General features: G+C 67.7%; 12 protein-coding genes. 3 read left to right on the forward strand and 9 right to left on the reverse strand.

The genetic code is table 11. The features are described 5' to 3' along the window. Nucleotides 1-34: 34 nt before the first annotated feature. Nucleotides 35-937 (forward strand): carbohydrate kinase family protein, encoded by a 903-nt coding sequence (locus tag ACAM42_RS04715; protein WP_070060110.1) that lies wholly within the window; start codon nt 35-37, stop codon nt 935-937. 106 nt (nt 938-1,043) lie between these two features. Here ACAM42_RS04715 and ACAM42_RS04720 read toward each other — a convergent pair whose 3' ends face one another. From ACAM42_RS04720 to ACAM42_RS04755, 8 genes are all read right to left on the reverse strand, one after another. Then, a complete protein-coding gene (locus ACAM42_RS04720) occupies nt 1,044-1,589 on the reverse strand; it encodes a histone H1-like DNA-binding protein (protein WP_369631263.1) in 546 nt (181 codons plus the stop codon). Nucleotides 1,590-1,788: 199 nt separating this feature from the next. After that, entirely contained in the window at nt 1,789-2,979 is a 1,191-nt protein-coding gene (locus ACAM42_RS04725) for a ribonucleotide-diphosphate reductase subunit beta (RefSeq protein WP_062480340.1), read from the reverse strand. A 212-nt stretch (nt 2,980-3,191) separates the two neighbouring features. Next, on the reverse strand, nt 3,192-6,104 hold the full coding sequence (locus tag ACAM42_RS04730) for a ribonucleoside-diphosphate reductase subunit alpha (RefSeq protein ID WP_062480342.1): 2,913 nt from the start codon (nt 6,102-6,104) through the stop codon (nt 3,192-3,194). Nucleotides 6,105-6,453: 349 nt separating this feature from the next. Next, nucleotides 6,454-7,071: a 1,6-anhydro-N-acetylmuramyl-L-alanine amidase AmpD gene (gene ampD, locus ACAM42_RS04735; RefSeq protein ID WP_139703024.1), complete on the reverse strand. Its 618-nt coding sequence runs from the start codon at nt 7,069-7,071 to the stop codon at nt 6,454-6,456. After that, nucleotides 7,058-8,608 (reverse strand): sigma-54-dependent transcriptional regulator, encoded by a 1,551-nt coding sequence (locus ACAM42_RS04740; RefSeq protein ID WP_369631264.1) that lies wholly within the window; start codon nt 8,606-8,608, stop codon nt 7,058-7,060. The genes ampD and ACAM42_RS04740 overlap by 14 nt, the downstream gene beginning before the upstream one ends. A 5-nt stretch (nt 8,609-8,613) precedes the next feature. Next, complete coding sequence (locus ACAM42_RS04745) at nt 8,614-10,311, reverse strand: nitrogen regulation protein NR(II) (protein WP_369631265.1); 1,698 nt, start codon at nt 10,309-10,311, stop codon at nt 8,614-8,616. Beyond that, nucleotides 10,308-10,565, reverse strand: a complete 258-nt coding sequence (locus ACAM42_RS04750; protein ID WP_062480350.1) for a PP0621 family protein — start codon at nt 10,563-10,565, stop codon at nt 10,308-10,310. The genes ACAM42_RS04745 and ACAM42_RS04750 overlap by 4 nt, the downstream gene beginning before the upstream one ends. Next, nucleotides 10,562-11,374, reverse strand: coding sequence for an inner membrane protein YpjD (locus ACAM42_RS04755; protein WP_056575582.1), 813 nt, complete (start codon nt 11,372-11,374; stop codon nt 10,562-10,564). The genes ACAM42_RS04750 and ACAM42_RS04755 overlap by 4 nt, the downstream gene beginning before the upstream one ends. A gap of 161 nt (nt 11,375-11,535) precedes the next feature. Between ACAM42_RS04755 and ffh the strand changes: the two genes are divergently transcribed. Together ffh and ACAM42_RS04765 are read left to right on the forward strand one after the other, a co-directional pair. Next, complete coding sequence (gene ffh, locus ACAM42_RS04760; protein ID WP_369631266.1) at nt 11,536-12,930, forward strand: signal recognition particle protein; 1,395 nt, start codon at nt 11,536-11,538, stop codon at nt 12,928-12,930. Between the two features lie 53 nt (nt 12,931-12,983). Continuing rightward, nucleotides 12,984-13,319: an ankyrin repeat domain-containing protein gene (locus ACAM42_RS04765; RefSeq protein WP_369631267.1), complete on the forward strand. Its 336-nt coding sequence runs from the start codon at nt 12,984-12,986 to the stop codon at nt 13,317-13,319. Nucleotides 13,320-13,409: 90 nt separating this feature from the next. Here ACAM42_RS04765 and mdoH read toward each other — a convergent pair whose 3' ends face one another. Then, nucleotides 13,410-15,428, reverse strand: a complete 2,019-nt coding sequence (gene mdoH, locus ACAM42_RS04770) for a glucans biosynthesis glucosyltransferase MdoH (protein WP_369631268.1) — start codon at nt 15,426-15,428, stop codon at nt 13,410-13,412.

Consider the following 15,428-nt stretch of genomic DNA (forward strand, 5'->3'; position numbering starts at 1 on the left):
TCGTTCCCTTTCTCATCCAACCTACGGTCCACCCATGGCAGCAGTGATTTGCGGTTCCCTCGCGTTCGACACCATCATGACTTTCGAAGGCCGGTTCGCCGACCAGATCCTGCCGGACCAGCTGCACATCCTGAATGTGTCGTTCCTGGTGCCGGGCCTGCGTCGTGACTTCGGCGGCTGCGCCGGCAACATCGCCTACAGCCTCAACGCCCTGGGCGGCACGGCGCTGCCGATGGCCACGCTGGGCAGCGACGGCGCCGACTACGCCGAGCGCATGCGCACGCTGGGCATCAGCACGGAGTTCGTGCGTCAGCTCGACGACACCTTCACCGCGCAGGCGATGATCATGAACGACACGGACAACAACCAGATCACGGCGTTCCATCCCGGTGCGATGCAGCAGGCCCACATCACGAAGGTGGTGGCGCGCGAGGACATCAAGCTCGGCATCATCGCGCCCGACGGCCGCGAGGCGATGCTGCAGCACGCCGAGCAGTTCGCTGCCGCCGGCATTCCCTTCGTGTTCGATCCGGGCCAGGGCCTGCCGATGTTCGACGGCGATGCGCTGCGCCACTTCATCGAGCTCGCGAGCTGGGTCGTGGTCAACGACTACGAAGGCAAGATGCTGTCGCAGCGCACCGGCTGGAGCCTGGCCGAGATCTCGCAACGCGTGCGCGGCCTCGTGGTCACGCTGGCTGCCGAGGGCTGCGAGGTGTGGACCGGCGGCGAGCGCGAGCACGTGCCCGGCGTGACACCCACCGCCGTGGTCGAGCCCACGGGTTGCGGCGACGCATGGCGCGGTGGCCTGCTGTACGGCCTGGAAAAGGAATGGCCGCTGGCGCGCTGCGCAGCCCTCGGCAACCGCATCGGCGCGCTCAAGATCGCGCAACGCGGACCGCAGAACTACCAGATCGACCGCGCGACGCTCGACCTGTAAGCCGCCCCTGTGCCCGCATCGCTTCGGCGATGGCGGGCGCCCATGAAAAAAGCCCGGCACCTTGCGGTGCCGGGCTCCGTGCCTTTCAAGGCCGCTGAGAATTCACTCAGGGCTTGCTGGCCGTCGGAAACGGCCAGGCTGCCTGGGGATTCAGCGTCGTTTGCGCCGCAGGGGCAGGCGCTACGGCAGCCTTCGCAGGCGCGGCGGCCTTCTTGGCAGCAGCGGCAGGCTTGGCAGCGGGCTTTTTCGCGGCTTTCTTGGCCGCGGCCTTCTTGGCAGGGGCCTTCTTGGCGGCAGCCTTCTTCGCAGGGGCCTTCTTGGCAGCAGCCTTCTTGGCAGGCGCCTTCTTCGCTACGGCCTTCTTGGCAGGCGCCTTCTTGGCGGCGGCCTTCTTTGCCGGAGCCTTCTTGGCGGCGGCCTTCTTCGCCGGTGCAGCCTTCTTCGCTACGACCTTCTTGGCTGCAACCTTCTTGGCCGCGACCTTCTTTGCCGGAGCCTTCTTCGCTACGACCTTCTTGGCGACAGCCTTCTTAGCCGGAGCCTTCTTGGCAGCGACCTTCTTTGCCGGAGCCTTCTTCGCGGCGACAGCCTTCTTAGCCGGAGCCTTCTTTGCAGCGGCCTTCTTGGCCGGCGCTTTCTTTGCAGTTGCCATTTCTATTTCTCCTTGATCAAGTTGAAAAAATCAACCTATTGAAGCACTCCACGCGCGTTGGGAGCGTGAAGCGATTCATGGCGTTGGAATCTGAGCCCCAGCACCATGAACACCTGAGCCCTCGTCCATGCCGCGCTCTTTGGCGCAGTCGGTGGCAAGGGCAATTCTTGAATTCATGAATTGTTGTGTATCGAAAAATTCAATCCCAGGAGAGCGCACCACCCGACTGGTACTCGATCACGCGGGTTTCGAAAAAGTTGCGCTCTTTCTTCAGGTCAATCATTTCGCTCATCCAGGGGAACGGGTTTTCCTCGTTCGGGAAGAGCGTTTCGAGGCCGATCTGCTGCGCGCGCCGGTTGGCGATGTAGCGCAGGTAGCCCTTGAACATGGAGGCGTTCATGCCGAGCACGCCACGCGGCATGGTGTCTTCGGCGTATTTGTATTCGAGCTCGACGGCCTTCATGAAGAGGTCCTTGATCTCGGCCTTGAACTCTGCGGTCCACAGGCCAGGATTCTCGAGCTTGAGCTGGTTGATCAGGTCGATGCCGAAATTGCAGTGCATCGACTCGTCGCGCAGGATGTACTGGTACTGCTCGGCGGCGCCGGTCATCTTGTTCTGGCGGCCCAGCGCGAGGATCTGCGTGAAGCCGACGTAGAAGAAGAGACCTTCCATCAGGCAGGCGAACACGATGAGCGACTTGAGCAGCGTCTGGTCGGTCTCGTGCGTGCCGGTCTTGAAGTTCGGATCGCTGATGGCGTCGATGAACGGGATCAGGAACTGGTCCTTCTCGCGGATCGACGGCACTTCGTTGTAGGCGTTGAAGATCTCGCTCTCGTCCAGGCCGAGCGACTCGACGATGTACTGGTACGCGTGCGTGTGGATCGCTTCTTCGAAGGCCTGGCGCAGCAGGAACTGGCGGCACTCGGGGGCCGTGATGTGGCGGTAGGTGCCCAGCACGATGTTGTTGGCGGCCAGCGAGTCGGCGGTCACGAAGAAGCCGAGGTTGCGCTTGACGATGCGGCGCTCGTCTTCGGTCAGGCCGTTCGGGTCTTTCCACAACGCGATGTCGCGCGTCATGTTCACCTCTTGCGGCATCCAGTGGTTGGCGCAGGTGGCGAGGTACTTTTCCCAAGCCCACTTGTACTTGAACGGCACCAGCTGGTTGACGTCGGTCTGGCCGTTGATGATCCGCTTGTCGGAAGCCTTGACGCGCTGGCCTGCAGCGGCGGCCACCGGGGCGGTGGCAGTGGCGGGTTGTGCAAGCGACGAAGTCGGAGCGGCGACCGCGCGGCCAGCGGAAAGACCGCCGGTCGATGCGTGGTGCTGCTGCAATCCTTGTTGCATATCCTTTGGTAAGGAGGGCTTGACTTCTTCGTCCCAGGTCAACATAGAAAAATCCAATGCGCAATTATCGGAGCAACGATGTGAGTTGCAAAGTGCTCGTTCACATCGTGCGCCATTTATGGGGTTGTTATGTTGCTCGCATGCATCGCGCGACGTCAGTCAATGCCTTGATTGATTGAACGTCGCGCGCTTTTCACTTGTGCGAGCACCTCGCTGATCGATCGAAGCGTCTGGTGTGTTGACGCTTCACTTGCACATCACTGGCAGGCTTCGCAGGTCGGATCGTCGACACCGCAGAACGCGATGTCGGTGGCGGGCATCGCGCTCATCTGTGCCTTCGCTGCAGCAGCGGCGGCTTCGAGTGCGCTCATGCCCGAGGGTGCGTCGTTGCCCGACGACACCGCGTTGAGACGGCCCGATTGCACCGTCGACTTTTCAGCGTGCGTGGCGCTCTGCGTGCGCAGGTAGTAGGTGGTCTTCAGGCCGCGCAGCCAGGCGAGCTTGTAGGTGTCGTCGAGCTTCTTGCCCGAGGCGCCGGCCATGTAGATGTTCAGCGACTGCGCCTGGTCGATCCACTTCTGGCGACGCGCGGCGGCTTCCACCAGCCACGTCGTCTCGACTTCGAACGCGGTGGCGTACAGCGCCTTCACGTCCTGCGGCACGCGGTCGATAGGACGCAGCGAGCCGTCGAAGTGCTTCAGGTCCATGACCATCACGTCGTCCCACAGGCCCAGGCGCTTCAGGTCGCGCACCAGGTAGTGGTTGATCACGGTGAACTCGCCCGACAGGTTCGACTTGACCGACAGGTTGCCGAAGCAGGGTTCGATCGAGGCGTCCACGCCGATGATGTTCGAGATGGTCGCCGTGGGGGCGATGGCCACGCAGTTCGAATTGCGCATGCCGTCGGCCTTGATCTTGGCGCGCAGCGAATCCCAGTCGAGGGTGGCCGAGCGGTCCACTTCGACGTAGCCGCCGCGGGCCTTCTCGAGCAGGTCGAGCGAGTCGATCGGCAGGATGCCCTTGTCCCACAGCGAGCCCTTGTAGCTGGAGTACTTGCCGCGTTCCTTGGCCAGCTCGGTCGAGGCCCAGTAGGCGTGGTAGCAGATGGCTTCCATCGACTCGTCGGCGAACTGCACGGCTTCCTGCGAGGCGTAGGGAATGCGCAGTTCGTACAGCGCGTCCTGGAAGCCCATCAGGCCCAGGCCGACCGGACGGTGACGCAGGTTCGAGTCGCGCGCCTTCTTCACGGCGTAGTAGTTGATGTCGATCACGTTGTCGAGCATGCGCATCGCGGTCGAGATGGTGCGCTTGAGCTTTTCCTGGTCGACCTTGCCGTCCTTCAGGTGCTGCAGCAGGTTCACGGAACCCAGGTTGCACACGGCGGTTTCGGTGTCGCTGGTGTTCAGCGTGATCTCGGTGCACAGGTTCGACGAGTGCACCACGCCGGCGTGCTGCTGCGGCGAGCGCACGTTGCAGGCGTCCTTGAACGTGATCCAGGGGTGGCCGGTCTCGAACAGCATCGTGAGCATCTTGCGCCACAGGTCCGAGGCCTGGAGGGTGCGCGCAGGCTTGATCTCGCCGCGGGCGGCCTTTTCTTCGTAGGCGACGTAGGCCTTCTCGAAGTCGGCGCCGAACAGGTCGTGCAGGTCAGGCACGTTGGAGGGCGAGAACAGCGTCCAGGTGCCCTTTTCCATCACGCGGCGCATGAACAGGTCGGGGATCCAGTTGGCGGTGTTCATGTCGTGCGTGCGGCGACGGTCGTCGCCGGTGTTCTTGCGCAGCTCCAGGAACTCCTCGATGTCGAGGTGCCAGGTTTCCAGGTACGTGCAGACGGCGCCCTTGCGCTTGCCGCCCTGGTTCACGGCCACGGCCGTGTCGTTCACCACCTTCAGGAACGGCACCACGCCCTGCGATTCGCCATTGGTGCCCTTGATGTGGCTGCCCAGTGCGCGCACGCGGGTCCAGTCGTTGCCCAGGCCGCCGGCGAACTTCGACAGCAGCGCGTTTTCCTTGATCGACTCGTAGATGCCGTCCAGGTCGTCGGGCACGGTGGTCAGGTAGCAGCTCGAGAGCTGCGAGCGCAGCGTGCCGGCGTTGAACAGGGTGGGCGTGCTCGACATGAAGTCGAACGACGACAGCACTTCGTAGAACTCGATGGCGCGGGCTTCGCGGTCGATTTCGTTCAGCGACAGGCCCATGGCCACGCGCATGAAGAACGCCTGCGGCAGCTCGATGCGGGTCTTGCGCACGTGCAGGAAGTAGCGGTCGTACAGGGTCTGCAGGCCCAGGTAGTCGAACTGGTTGTCGCGCTCGGCCTTCAGGGCGGCGCCCAGGCGGGGCAGGTCGTACTGCAGCAGCTTCTCGTCGAGCAGCTCGTTCTCGACGCCCTTCTTGATGAACTGCGGGAAGTAGTCGGCGTAGGCGGTGGCGCGCTCGACAGGCATCACTTCGCGGCCGATGATTTCCTTGAAGATCGTGTGCAGCAGCAGGCGCGCGGTGGCGAAGGTGTAGTCGGGGTCCTTCTCGATCAGCGTGCGGGCGGCCAGGATGGAGGCCTTGTAGACCTCGTCCAGCGGCACGCCGTCGTACAGGTTGCGCATCGTCTCGGCGACGATGGGGGCGGCGGTGATGCTGTCGCCCAGGCCCTGGCAGGCCGATTCGATCAGGCCCTTGAGCTCGTTCAGGTCCAGCGCCACGCGCTCGCCGTTGTCGAGCACGTGCAGTGCCGGTGCGGCGGGCACGTCCTGCTCGCCTTGCTTCGAACGCTCCTGCGTGCGGCGTTCGCGGTACAGCACGTAGGCGCGCGCGATTTCATGGTGGCCGCCGCGCATCAGGCCGAGCTCGACCTGGTCCTGCACGTCTTCGATGTGGAAGGTGCCGCCGCCCGGACGCGAGCGGACCATGGCGCGGATCACGCCTTGCGTCAGCGTGTCGACGGTCTCGCGCACGCTGGCGGAAGCCGCGCCCTGGGTGCCGTGCACCGCCAGGAAGGCCTTCATCATGGCGATGGCGATCTTGTTCGGCTCGAAGGGAACGACGGCGCCGTTGCGGCGGATGATCTGGTAGTGCGCGAGGTTCTGACCGGTGGGCGAGCCCGCAGTGTCTTGTTGCTGCTGCGGCGTCGCGGGGACGGCGCGGGGGGTCGACGGGGTGTTCAGTGCAGTTTGCATTCGCTTCCTCTCGGTTGTGCAATTCTTGTTGGTTGGCAAGGCCTCGCAGGCCTTGCGTCGGCGTTGTTGCCGAACGGGAAGACACTATATCTAGGGTGTCTGTGCCCTACAAGCCACTACAGGTAGTGTTTTCCTATGGATGCAACCCTGACAGGAATTGCGCCGCACTCAGCGCATCGCCAGCGATGCCGCGTGAATACTGGCCCATGGTGGCGCAACCCGCATGGGGCGCGGCTTGCAAGGCGATTTGGGCCTGCAGGCCGCATGGTTGCTACGTCGCGTGCCTGCGCTTGCGAGATTGCTGCGCTGCGAGAGCGGCGCATCGCGGGCCACGGAGCGATTGAAAAAATTAGCGCGCGACCACCTGCTCGGGAAACATCTGTGGATTCCAGCCGAGCTGTTCGCGCAGCAGACGCCAGTCGAAACCGGCGCCGGGGTCCTGCTTGCGGCCGGGCGCGATGTGCTCGTGGCCGGCGATGTGGGCGATGGCGTAGTGCTGCGCGAGCGCGGCGCAGAGGCTGGCCAGCGTCTCGTACTGCGCCTCCTCGAAGCGTTCGCCCTCGAGGCCTTCGAGTTCGATGCCGACGGAGTCGTCGTTGCAGTTGGTGCGTCCGCGCCACGACGACACGCCGGCATGCCAGGCGCGGTCCTCGCAGCTCACGAACTGCCAGAGCTCGCCGTTGCGGCGCACATAGAAGTGCGAGGACACCTCGAGCCCGCGGATCGACTGGAAGTACGGGTGCGCGTCCCAGTCGAGCCGGTTGGTGAAGAGCTGCTGCACCGCGTCGCTGCCGTACTCGCCCGGCGGCAGGCTGATCGAGTGCAGCACGATCAGGTCGGTCTGCGCGCCGACGGGGCGCGGGCCGAAGTTGGGCGAGGGCAGGGCCTTGGCGAAGCGGTACCAGCCGGCGCGCCAGAGTCCGTCGTCACCGGCCGGTGGGGTGGTGAGGTCGTCAGTCGTCGGCATGCGCGGTGGCGCCGTCGTCGCCGTTGGGCGTGGAGATGCCCAGGCGCGCGATGCGGTAGCGGATCTGGCGCAGGCTCATGCCCAGCCGCGCGGCGGCGGCCGTGCGGTTGAAGCCGCTTTCGTGCAGCGCGCGCACGAGGATCTCGCGCTCCTGCTGGTCGAGCCAGGCTTGCAGGTCGGAGGGCAGCGGCGGCGGCGCGGGCTTGGGCTCGACCACCGGCGCGGCGGGCGCAGCCACCGCGACGGCGGTTGGCGCTTCGGCGGATTCGCCGCGCGGCGCGGCCGGCATCGGCGTCATCGCGCCCATCAGGTCGATGTGCAGCTCGTCGCCGTCGTTCAGCGCCACGGCGCGGTGCAGCAGGTTCTCGAGCTCGCGCACGTTGCCGTCGAGCGGGTGCTGGGCCAGGCGCTGCAGCAGCGCGTCGGACAGGCGCGGCACGGGCAGGCCGCCGTCCTGCGCGATGCGCGCGAGCAGCGCGGTGCACAGCGCAGGCAGGTCTTCACGGCGCTCGCGCAGCGCGGGCACGGCGATCTCGATCACGTTGAGCCGGTAGAACAGGTCCTGCCGGAAGCGGCCGGCCAGCACCTCGGCGTGCAGGTCTTTATGGGTGGCGCTCACGATGCGCACGTCGACCGCGTCTTCCTGCGTCGAGCCGATGGCGCGCACGCTGCGTTCCTGGATGGCGCGCAGCAGCTTCGACTGCATGGCCAGCGGCAGGTCGCCGATTTCGTCGAGGAACAGCGTGCCGTCGCGCGCCGCCTGGAAGTAGCCATCGCGGTCCTGCGAGGAGCCGGTGTACGAGCCCTTCTTGGCGCCGAAGAACTCGGCCTCGAGCAGGTTCTCGGGAATCGCGCCGCAGTTCACCGCGACGAAGGGACCTTCGCTGCGCTGGCTGCAGCCGTGCACGGCGCGTGCGACCAGCTCCTTGCCGGTGCCCGACTCGCCGCGCACCAGCACCGGCGCCATGCCGCGCGCCACCTTGGCGATGCGCGACTTCACGAGGCGCATCGGGTCGGAGTCGCCGACCAGCCGGTCGAGCGCGGTGGCGCCGCTGCGCGTCACGGCCAGCGCGTCGGGGCGTTCGCCGCCCTGGCCGGCGGCCTGCGGCGGCGCCTTCTGCGGCACGACCACCGCGGCGCGGTTGGCCTGCACGGCCGACGCCACCACGGCGCGGAACTGCTTCAGGTCGACCGGCTTCGTGAGGTAGTCGAAGGCGCCGGCCTTCAGCGCCTCGACCGCGTTCTCGGCGGAGCCGTAGGCCGTCATGACCACGCAGCGTTCGCTGCGCTGGTCTTTCTGGATGCGGTGGATGATCTCCATGCCTTCGCCGTCGGGCAGCCGCATGTCGGTGATCACGGCGTCGAAGCGGCCGGCTTCCAGGTGCTGCCAGGCTTCGGACACGCTGCCCGCGGCTTCCACCCGGTAGCCTTCGCGCAGCAGCGTGAGTTCGTAGAGCGTGCGCAGGTCGGGTTCGTCGTCGATGACGAGGATCTGCGCGGGGCGCGGGGCGGCGGCGGAAGGCGGGAGGGAGCTCACGGCCGCTATTGTGTCAGCCGGTTTTCGCTCGGTGCGAAGCTGACGAAGAATTCATTGCCCTCGGGCCCGCCCGGCACCAGCGCGCGCCGTTCATAGCCGATGGTGGCGCCGTGGCGCCGGCACAGTTCGCGGCACAGGAACAGGCCCAGGCCGCTGGAGCGGCTCTCGGACGAGAAGAAGGGTTCGAACAGGTGGCGCTGCACCGCCGGCTCCAGCGGCGCGCCGTCGCTCCACACCAGCAGCGCGGGGCGCTGCACGCCGGCACGCTGCAAGGTGGTGATGACCTGGATCGCGCCCTCGCGCTGGCTGGCGTAGCGCGCCGCGTTGTCCAGCAGGTTCACCAGCAGGCGGCGCAGGTGCTCGGCCTCGAAGCGCACCTCGCTGCCCGGCGCCTCGAGCGCCACGCGCACGCCCTTGCGCTGGGTCTGGCGTATCCATTCCTCGGCCAGGATCTGCGCCGCCGGGTCGAGCACCAGCTGTTCGCCCAGCGACAGCACGCGCTGCTGGCGCGCGCGCGAGACATCGAGCACGTCGTCCACGATGCGCGCCAGGCGCTGCGCGTTGTGCTGCACCATGTCGGTCAGCTTGCGGTGCGCGGGGTCGGTCAGGTCTTCGCTGAGCAGCGCGCTGGCCTGTGCGATGGCGGCCAACGGGTTGCGGATTTCATGCGCCACCGCGGCCGACATGCGGCCCATCGCGGCGAGCTTTTCGGTGCGGATGCGGGCTTCGAGCTCGCGCAGGTCCTGCAGGAACATCACGCACAGGCTGTCGGCACGGCGGTCGTCGGTGGGCGTGAGCCGGGTGCGCACGCGCACCTCGCGCGCCGCGCCGCGTGCCTGCGCCACCGGGATCTCTTCGGTCTGCGGCGCGCGCCGCGCGAAGGTCTGGCGCGCCAGCGCGGCCAGCGCATGCCAGGCCGGCTGGGTGTGCAGCGGGAACGGCAGTGGCAGCTGCGCCAGGCCCTGGCCGAGGATCGCGTCGGCCGCCGGGTTGGCTGCGTGCACCAGGCCGTCGGTGTCGATCACCAGCACGCCTTCGCTGAGGGTTTCGATCACCAGGTCGTTGACCTGCGCCTGCATCTGCGCATGGCTGCGGCTGCGCTGCGCCACCGCTTCTTCGCGCGCCAGCCGGCGCGCGAGTTCGTGCGCGAGCAGCGCCACCACGAACAGGCCGGTGCCGGTGAGGGCGGCCTGCACGAAGCGCGCCGAGGCGTCGCCGGGTTGCTGCAGCCAGTGCCAGCCGGCGTCGGCCAGCAGCAGCAGCGTCACGGTGGCCGTGGTGCCCAGGCCCACGAGCAGCGTGCCGAGCACCGCGCTCATCAGCACGGGCAGCGCGAACAGCGGCGTGTAGTTGACGCTGCCGCCCTGCAGCACCTGCAAGGCGCTGAAGATGCCCAGGTCGACCCCGATGGTCAGCAGCCAGAGCGTGGAGAAGCCGCGGATCGGCGGCTCGAAGTGCGCGTAGCGCATCTCCAGCCAGGCCAGCACGAGGTAGCCGCCCGACAGCACGATCGGCAGCGGCTGCACCGCCTGTCCGATGGCGAAGGCCACGCCCTGCAGCAGCACCAGCACCAGCGCCACGAAGCAGCGCGCCGCCATGAAGCCGCGCCACAGCCGCAGCAGCGCCGTGCTGTCGCCGGCGCCCAGGTCGAGCACGTCCCAGTCGGTGGCCGGCTCGCCGCGCGACCGGCGCAATGAACTCATGCGGAGGTGCCGGCCTGGCGGTGCGCGGCGCTGCAGAACACCGCGCCGTCCGGCCCGGGGAGTGCGTCGGCCGCGGGCAGGTGCAGCCCACAGTGGGCACAGCGCACCATCGCCTGCGGCGGGCCGACGGCCGGCGTGCGTTGCTGTGCCTTCTTGGCGCGTTCCTGTTGCGCGTCGCGCATCTCTTCGCGCCGGTTCTTGCGCCAGAGCCAGATCGCGACCCACACCACCGCGAGGACGAGCAGGTACTTCATGCCGGCAGGCGCGTCAGCACGACTTCGAGCACGAAGCGCGAACCCACGTAGGCCAGCAGCAGCAGCGCCGCGCCCGCGTAGAGCACGCGCCGCGCCGTGCGCCCGCGCCAGCCGAAGCGCGCGCGCCCGGTCAGCAGGACCGCGAAGCTGAGCCAGGCGAGCACCGAGAAGATGGTCTTGTGGTCCCACTTCCAGGCGCGGCCGGCGGCGCCGTAGAGCTGTTCGCTGAACAGCAGGCCGGCCAGCAGCGTGGCCGACAGCAGCACGAAGCCCGCCGTGACGAAGCGGAAGGTGAGCCGTTCCAGCGTGAGCAGCGGCACGCCGGCCTGCGCATCGGCGCTGGCGAGGCGGATCTGCTTTTCGGCCCGCGTGATCAGCCAGGCGTGCACCACGGCGGCGCCGAACAGGCCATACGAGGCGATGCCCAGTGCGAGGTGCAGCGGCAGCCAGGGCGAGGCGCTGACATGCAGCGGCGTGCCCGGGAACAGCAGCGCCAGCAGCACCGCCGCCGCGCCCAGCCAGGCCAGCGCGCGGCGTGCCTTCAGTTGCGGATACAGGCGGCTTTCGACCGCGTAGACCGTGAGCACCAGCCACGCCGTGACCGACAGCGCCGGCGCAAAACCGAAGCGAGGGTCGCCGCCGATCAGCCCGTGGCCGAGCACCGCAGCGTGCAGCAGCCATGCGATGCCGAGCGCCCATTGGGTGGTCTGGCGGCTGAGCCGCGCACCGGCGGCAGCGGCAAAACCGTAGGCTGCCGCGGTGGCGATGCCCAGCGCCACGCCGAGTGGGGAGGGGATCGCTAAAATCATCGGTGGAGTGTATAGGCTCGCCCCCCGGCTTCGCGCACGTCGCGTCGCTTCGCCCACCCCCGCCGGGGGCACCCCCCGCGAGAGAGCGGGCCCACATACCGCTTCCAGGTTTTCACGACTTTCCATCGGTCCGCTGCCGCGGACAACAAGGTATTTCCTTCATGGCCACCGCCCTCACCGAAAAGTTCTCCCGCCTCGTCAAGACGATGAGCGGCCAGGCGCGCATCACCGAAAGCAACGTGCAGGACATGCTGCGCGAGGTGCGCATGGCGCTGCTGGAGGCCGACGTGGCGCTGCCCGTGGTGCGTGACTTCGTCGCCCGCGTGAAGGAGAAGGCGCTGGGCCAGGAAGTGCTGGGCTCGCTCAAGCCGGGCCAGGCGCTGGTCGGCATCGTCAACCGCGAGCTCGCCGCCACCATGGGCGAGGGCGTCTCCGACATCAACCTCGCGGCCCAGCCGCCGGCGGTGATCCTCATGGCCGGCCTGCAGGGCGCCGGCAAGACCACCACCACCGCCAAGCTGGCCAAGCACCTGATCGAGAAGCGCAAGAAGAAGGTGCTCACCGTGTCGGGCGACGTGTACCGCCCGGCCGCCATCGAGCAGCTCAAGACCGTGACCAGGCAGGCCGGCGCCGAGTGGTTCCCGAGCACGCCCGACCAGAAGCCGCTGGACATCGCGCGCGCCGCGCTCGACCACGCCAGGCGCCACTACTTCGACGTGCTGCTGGTCGACACGGCCGGCCGCCTGGCGATCGACGAAGTGCTGATGACCGAAATCAAGCAGCTGCACGCCGAGCTCGATCCGGTCGAAACCCTGTTCGTGGTCGATGCCATGCAGGGCCAGGACGCGATCAACACCGCCAAGGCCTTCAAGGAAGCGCTGCCCCTCACCGGCATCATCCTGACCAAGACCGACGGTGATTCGCGCGGCGGTGCGGCGCTGTCGGTGCGCCAGGTCACGGGCGTGCCGATCAAGTTCGCCGGTGTGAGCGAGAAGATCGACGGCCTCGAGGTGTTCGACGCCGAGCGTCATGCGGGCCGCATCCTGGGCATGGGCGACATCGTCGCGCTGGTCGAGCAGGTCACGGCCGGCGTCGACGTGGCGGCGGCGCAGAAGCTGGCCGCCAAGGTCAAGAGCGGCGCGGGCTTCGACCTGAACGACTTCCTCGGCCAGCTGCAGCAGATGAAGCAGATGGGCGGCCTTTCCAGCCTGATGGACAAGCTGCCGCAGCAGATGGCTGCCAAGGCCACCGAGGCCGACATGACGCGCGCCGAGCGCGACATCCGCCGCAAGGAAGGCATCATCCAGAGCATGACGCCGCTGGAACGCCGCAAGCCCGAGCTGCTCAAGGCCACGCGCAAGCGCCGCATCGCGGCCGGCGCCGGCGTGCAGGTTCAGGAAGTGAACCGCCTGCTCAACGAGTTCGAGCAGATGCAGGGCATGATGAAGAAGATGAAGGGCGGCGGCCTCATGAAGATGATGAAGAAGATGGGCGGCATGAAGGGCATGGGCGGGATGCCCGGCATGGGCGGAGGCGGCGGCAAGCTGCCGTTCTGAGCCCGGCCGCTCGCACATACATATATATAGGCATATAGGCGCGCAGCCCCGCGATGTCCGCAGGCGACTGGAAAGAGCTCTACCAGGGCGCGCTGACCGGCGACCTCGACTTGGTGCGCTATCACATCGGTGCGGGCGTGAATCCGAACTACCAGCACCCCGAGATCCTGTGCACGCCGCTGGTGGCCAGCCTGGTCCAGGGGCATGGCGAGATCGCCAGCTACCTGCTGGACCACGGCGCCGATCCGAACCTGCTGTCTGAATTCGACGGGCTCACGCCGCTGCAGGCCGCCCGCAAGCACGGCCGCGAGGCGCTCGTCACGGCGCTGGTGGCGCGCGGCGCGCACGCACCCCGTCCGCCGTTCTGGCGCCGCTGGCTGCCCTTCTGACGCATCGATGCGCATGGCGCACCGCCCAGCAAAAAGCCCGCCGAAGCGGGCTTTTTCTTTGGAGCGATCAGTCGCAGGGCGGCGATCGCATCAGGCCGTGGCCAGCGCCGCCGGGCGCGCCAGGCGCAGCGCATGCATCCAGGCGCGGCGCAGCACGGCGGGCGAGCGCGATTCCTCGGGAATCAGCAGGAAGCCGCGGTCGCGCAGCGTGGTGCCCAGCGCGATCTGGCTGGTCAGCACGGTCAGCGGGATCGCCAGCAGCAGCGGCAGGCCGACGGGCATGAGCCAGATCAGCGCGCTCGGGTCGATCATCGCGACGCCGACGGCCAGCATGGCGATCACCAGCGTCATGGGGGCCAGCTGCGAGGCAGCGACCTTCCACGGCACGGCGGCGGCTTCACGCGGGGGCGACTTCCAGTCGAGCTTGATGCCGGTGAGGGCGACCAGCACGAACAGCGAGTGGGCCAGCATGCGCACCGGGGCCTGCACGATGGCCAGGCCGGCTTCGAGCACCGAGCTCTTCACCAGGCCCCACACGCCGCCGTACTGGCGTTGCTCGCCGCGCATCAGCACGGCGGCGATGCCCAGCACGCGCGGCAGGAACAGCAGGCACAGGGTCCAGACCCACAGGCCGGCCAGTTCGGCGGGCAGCACGTTCCAGCTCGACACCAGGCTCGAGCCGCTCAGCCACAGGGCGGTGCCCAGCGTCAGGAAGGCCAGCCACAGCGGGGCCGAGACATACGCCATGGTGCCGGTCACGAACATCGCGCGGTGCACCGGGTGGATGCCGGGCTCGGCCATCAGGCGAGCGTTCTGCAGGTTGCCCTGGCACCAGCGGCGGTCGCGTTGCAGCTCGGCCAGCAGGTCCGGCGGTTGCTGTTCGTAGCTGCCGACCAGGTCGGACACCAGCCACACGTGGTAGCCGGCGCGGCGCATCAGCGCGGCTTCGACGAAGTCGTGCGACATGATGCCGCCCGACATGCCGCCGGTGCCCTTGATCGGGGCCAGCGCGCAATGCTTCATGAAGGCTTCGACGCGGATGATCGCGTTGTGGCCCCAGTAGTGCGACTCGCCGAGCTGCCAGAACTGCATGCCCAGCGTGAACAGGCGACCCGTCACGCGCGAAGCGAACTGCTGGGCGCGGGCGTGCAGCGTGACGTGGCCGATGGCCTGCGTCGCGGTCTGGATGATGCCGGCGGTGGGGTTGGCTTCCATCAGCTTGACCATCGAGGCCAGGCAGTCGCCGCTCATCACGGAGTCGGCGTCGAGCACGACCATGTAGCGGTAGTCCTTGCCCCAGCGGCGGCAGAAGTCGGCCACGTTGCCGGCCTTGCGGTGCGTGCGGCGGGTGCGTAGGCGGTAGTACACCTCGACCTGCGGCTGGTTGGGGCTTTCGGCCAGCGCGGCGCGCAGGTCTTCCCAGGCGGCGCGCTCGGCGGCGGCGGTCTCGGGGTTGTAGCTGTCGGACAGCACGAACACGTCGAACTGCTTGGCGTGGCCCGTGGAGGCGACCGATTCGCAGGTGGCGCGCAGGCCGGCGAACACGGTGGCCACGTCCTCGTTGCAGATCGGCATGATGATCGCGGTGCGTGCCTCGGGGTTCATCGGGTGGTTGGCGACCTGCTTGGCCGACAGCGCGTGCTTGTCACCGCGCACCGAGACGTAGAAGCCCATGAGGGCGGTCACGAAACCGGTCACGACCCAGCCCGAGAGCAGGCCGTACAGGCCGATCTGGCCGTATTCGAGCCAGACGTTGTCGTAGTCGGGTTGCACGCTGGCGAACAGCGACGACGCGATCACGGTGCTCAGCAGCGTGAGCAGCATGAAGGCGAGGCGGCGCTGGCCGGCGGCGCGTTCCCAGGCCTGCGGGGCCGGGGTGGCTTGCTTGGCGGCGGGGGCGCTGTCGGCATTGCGGCCGGCGCCCAGGCGCACGAGCAGCGCGGTGCCGAGGCTGTTCCAGAAACCACGCCAGGGGCGCGGTGCCATGGAACCGCGGTTCAGCGGCGGTGCGGTGACGGCGTTGGGGTGGCGTTCCTCGCGCAGCGCGCTGCGGCGTGCGAAATCGGATTCGGCGAGGACGTTGAGGTGGGAGAAGTCGTTCGGCTTCAT

It is taken from the genome of Variovorax sp. V35 (assembly GCF_041154465.1).
Taxonomy (GTDB): domain Bacteria; phylum Pseudomonadota; class Gammaproteobacteria; order Burkholderiales; family Burkholderiaceae_C; genus Variovorax; species Variovorax boronicumulans.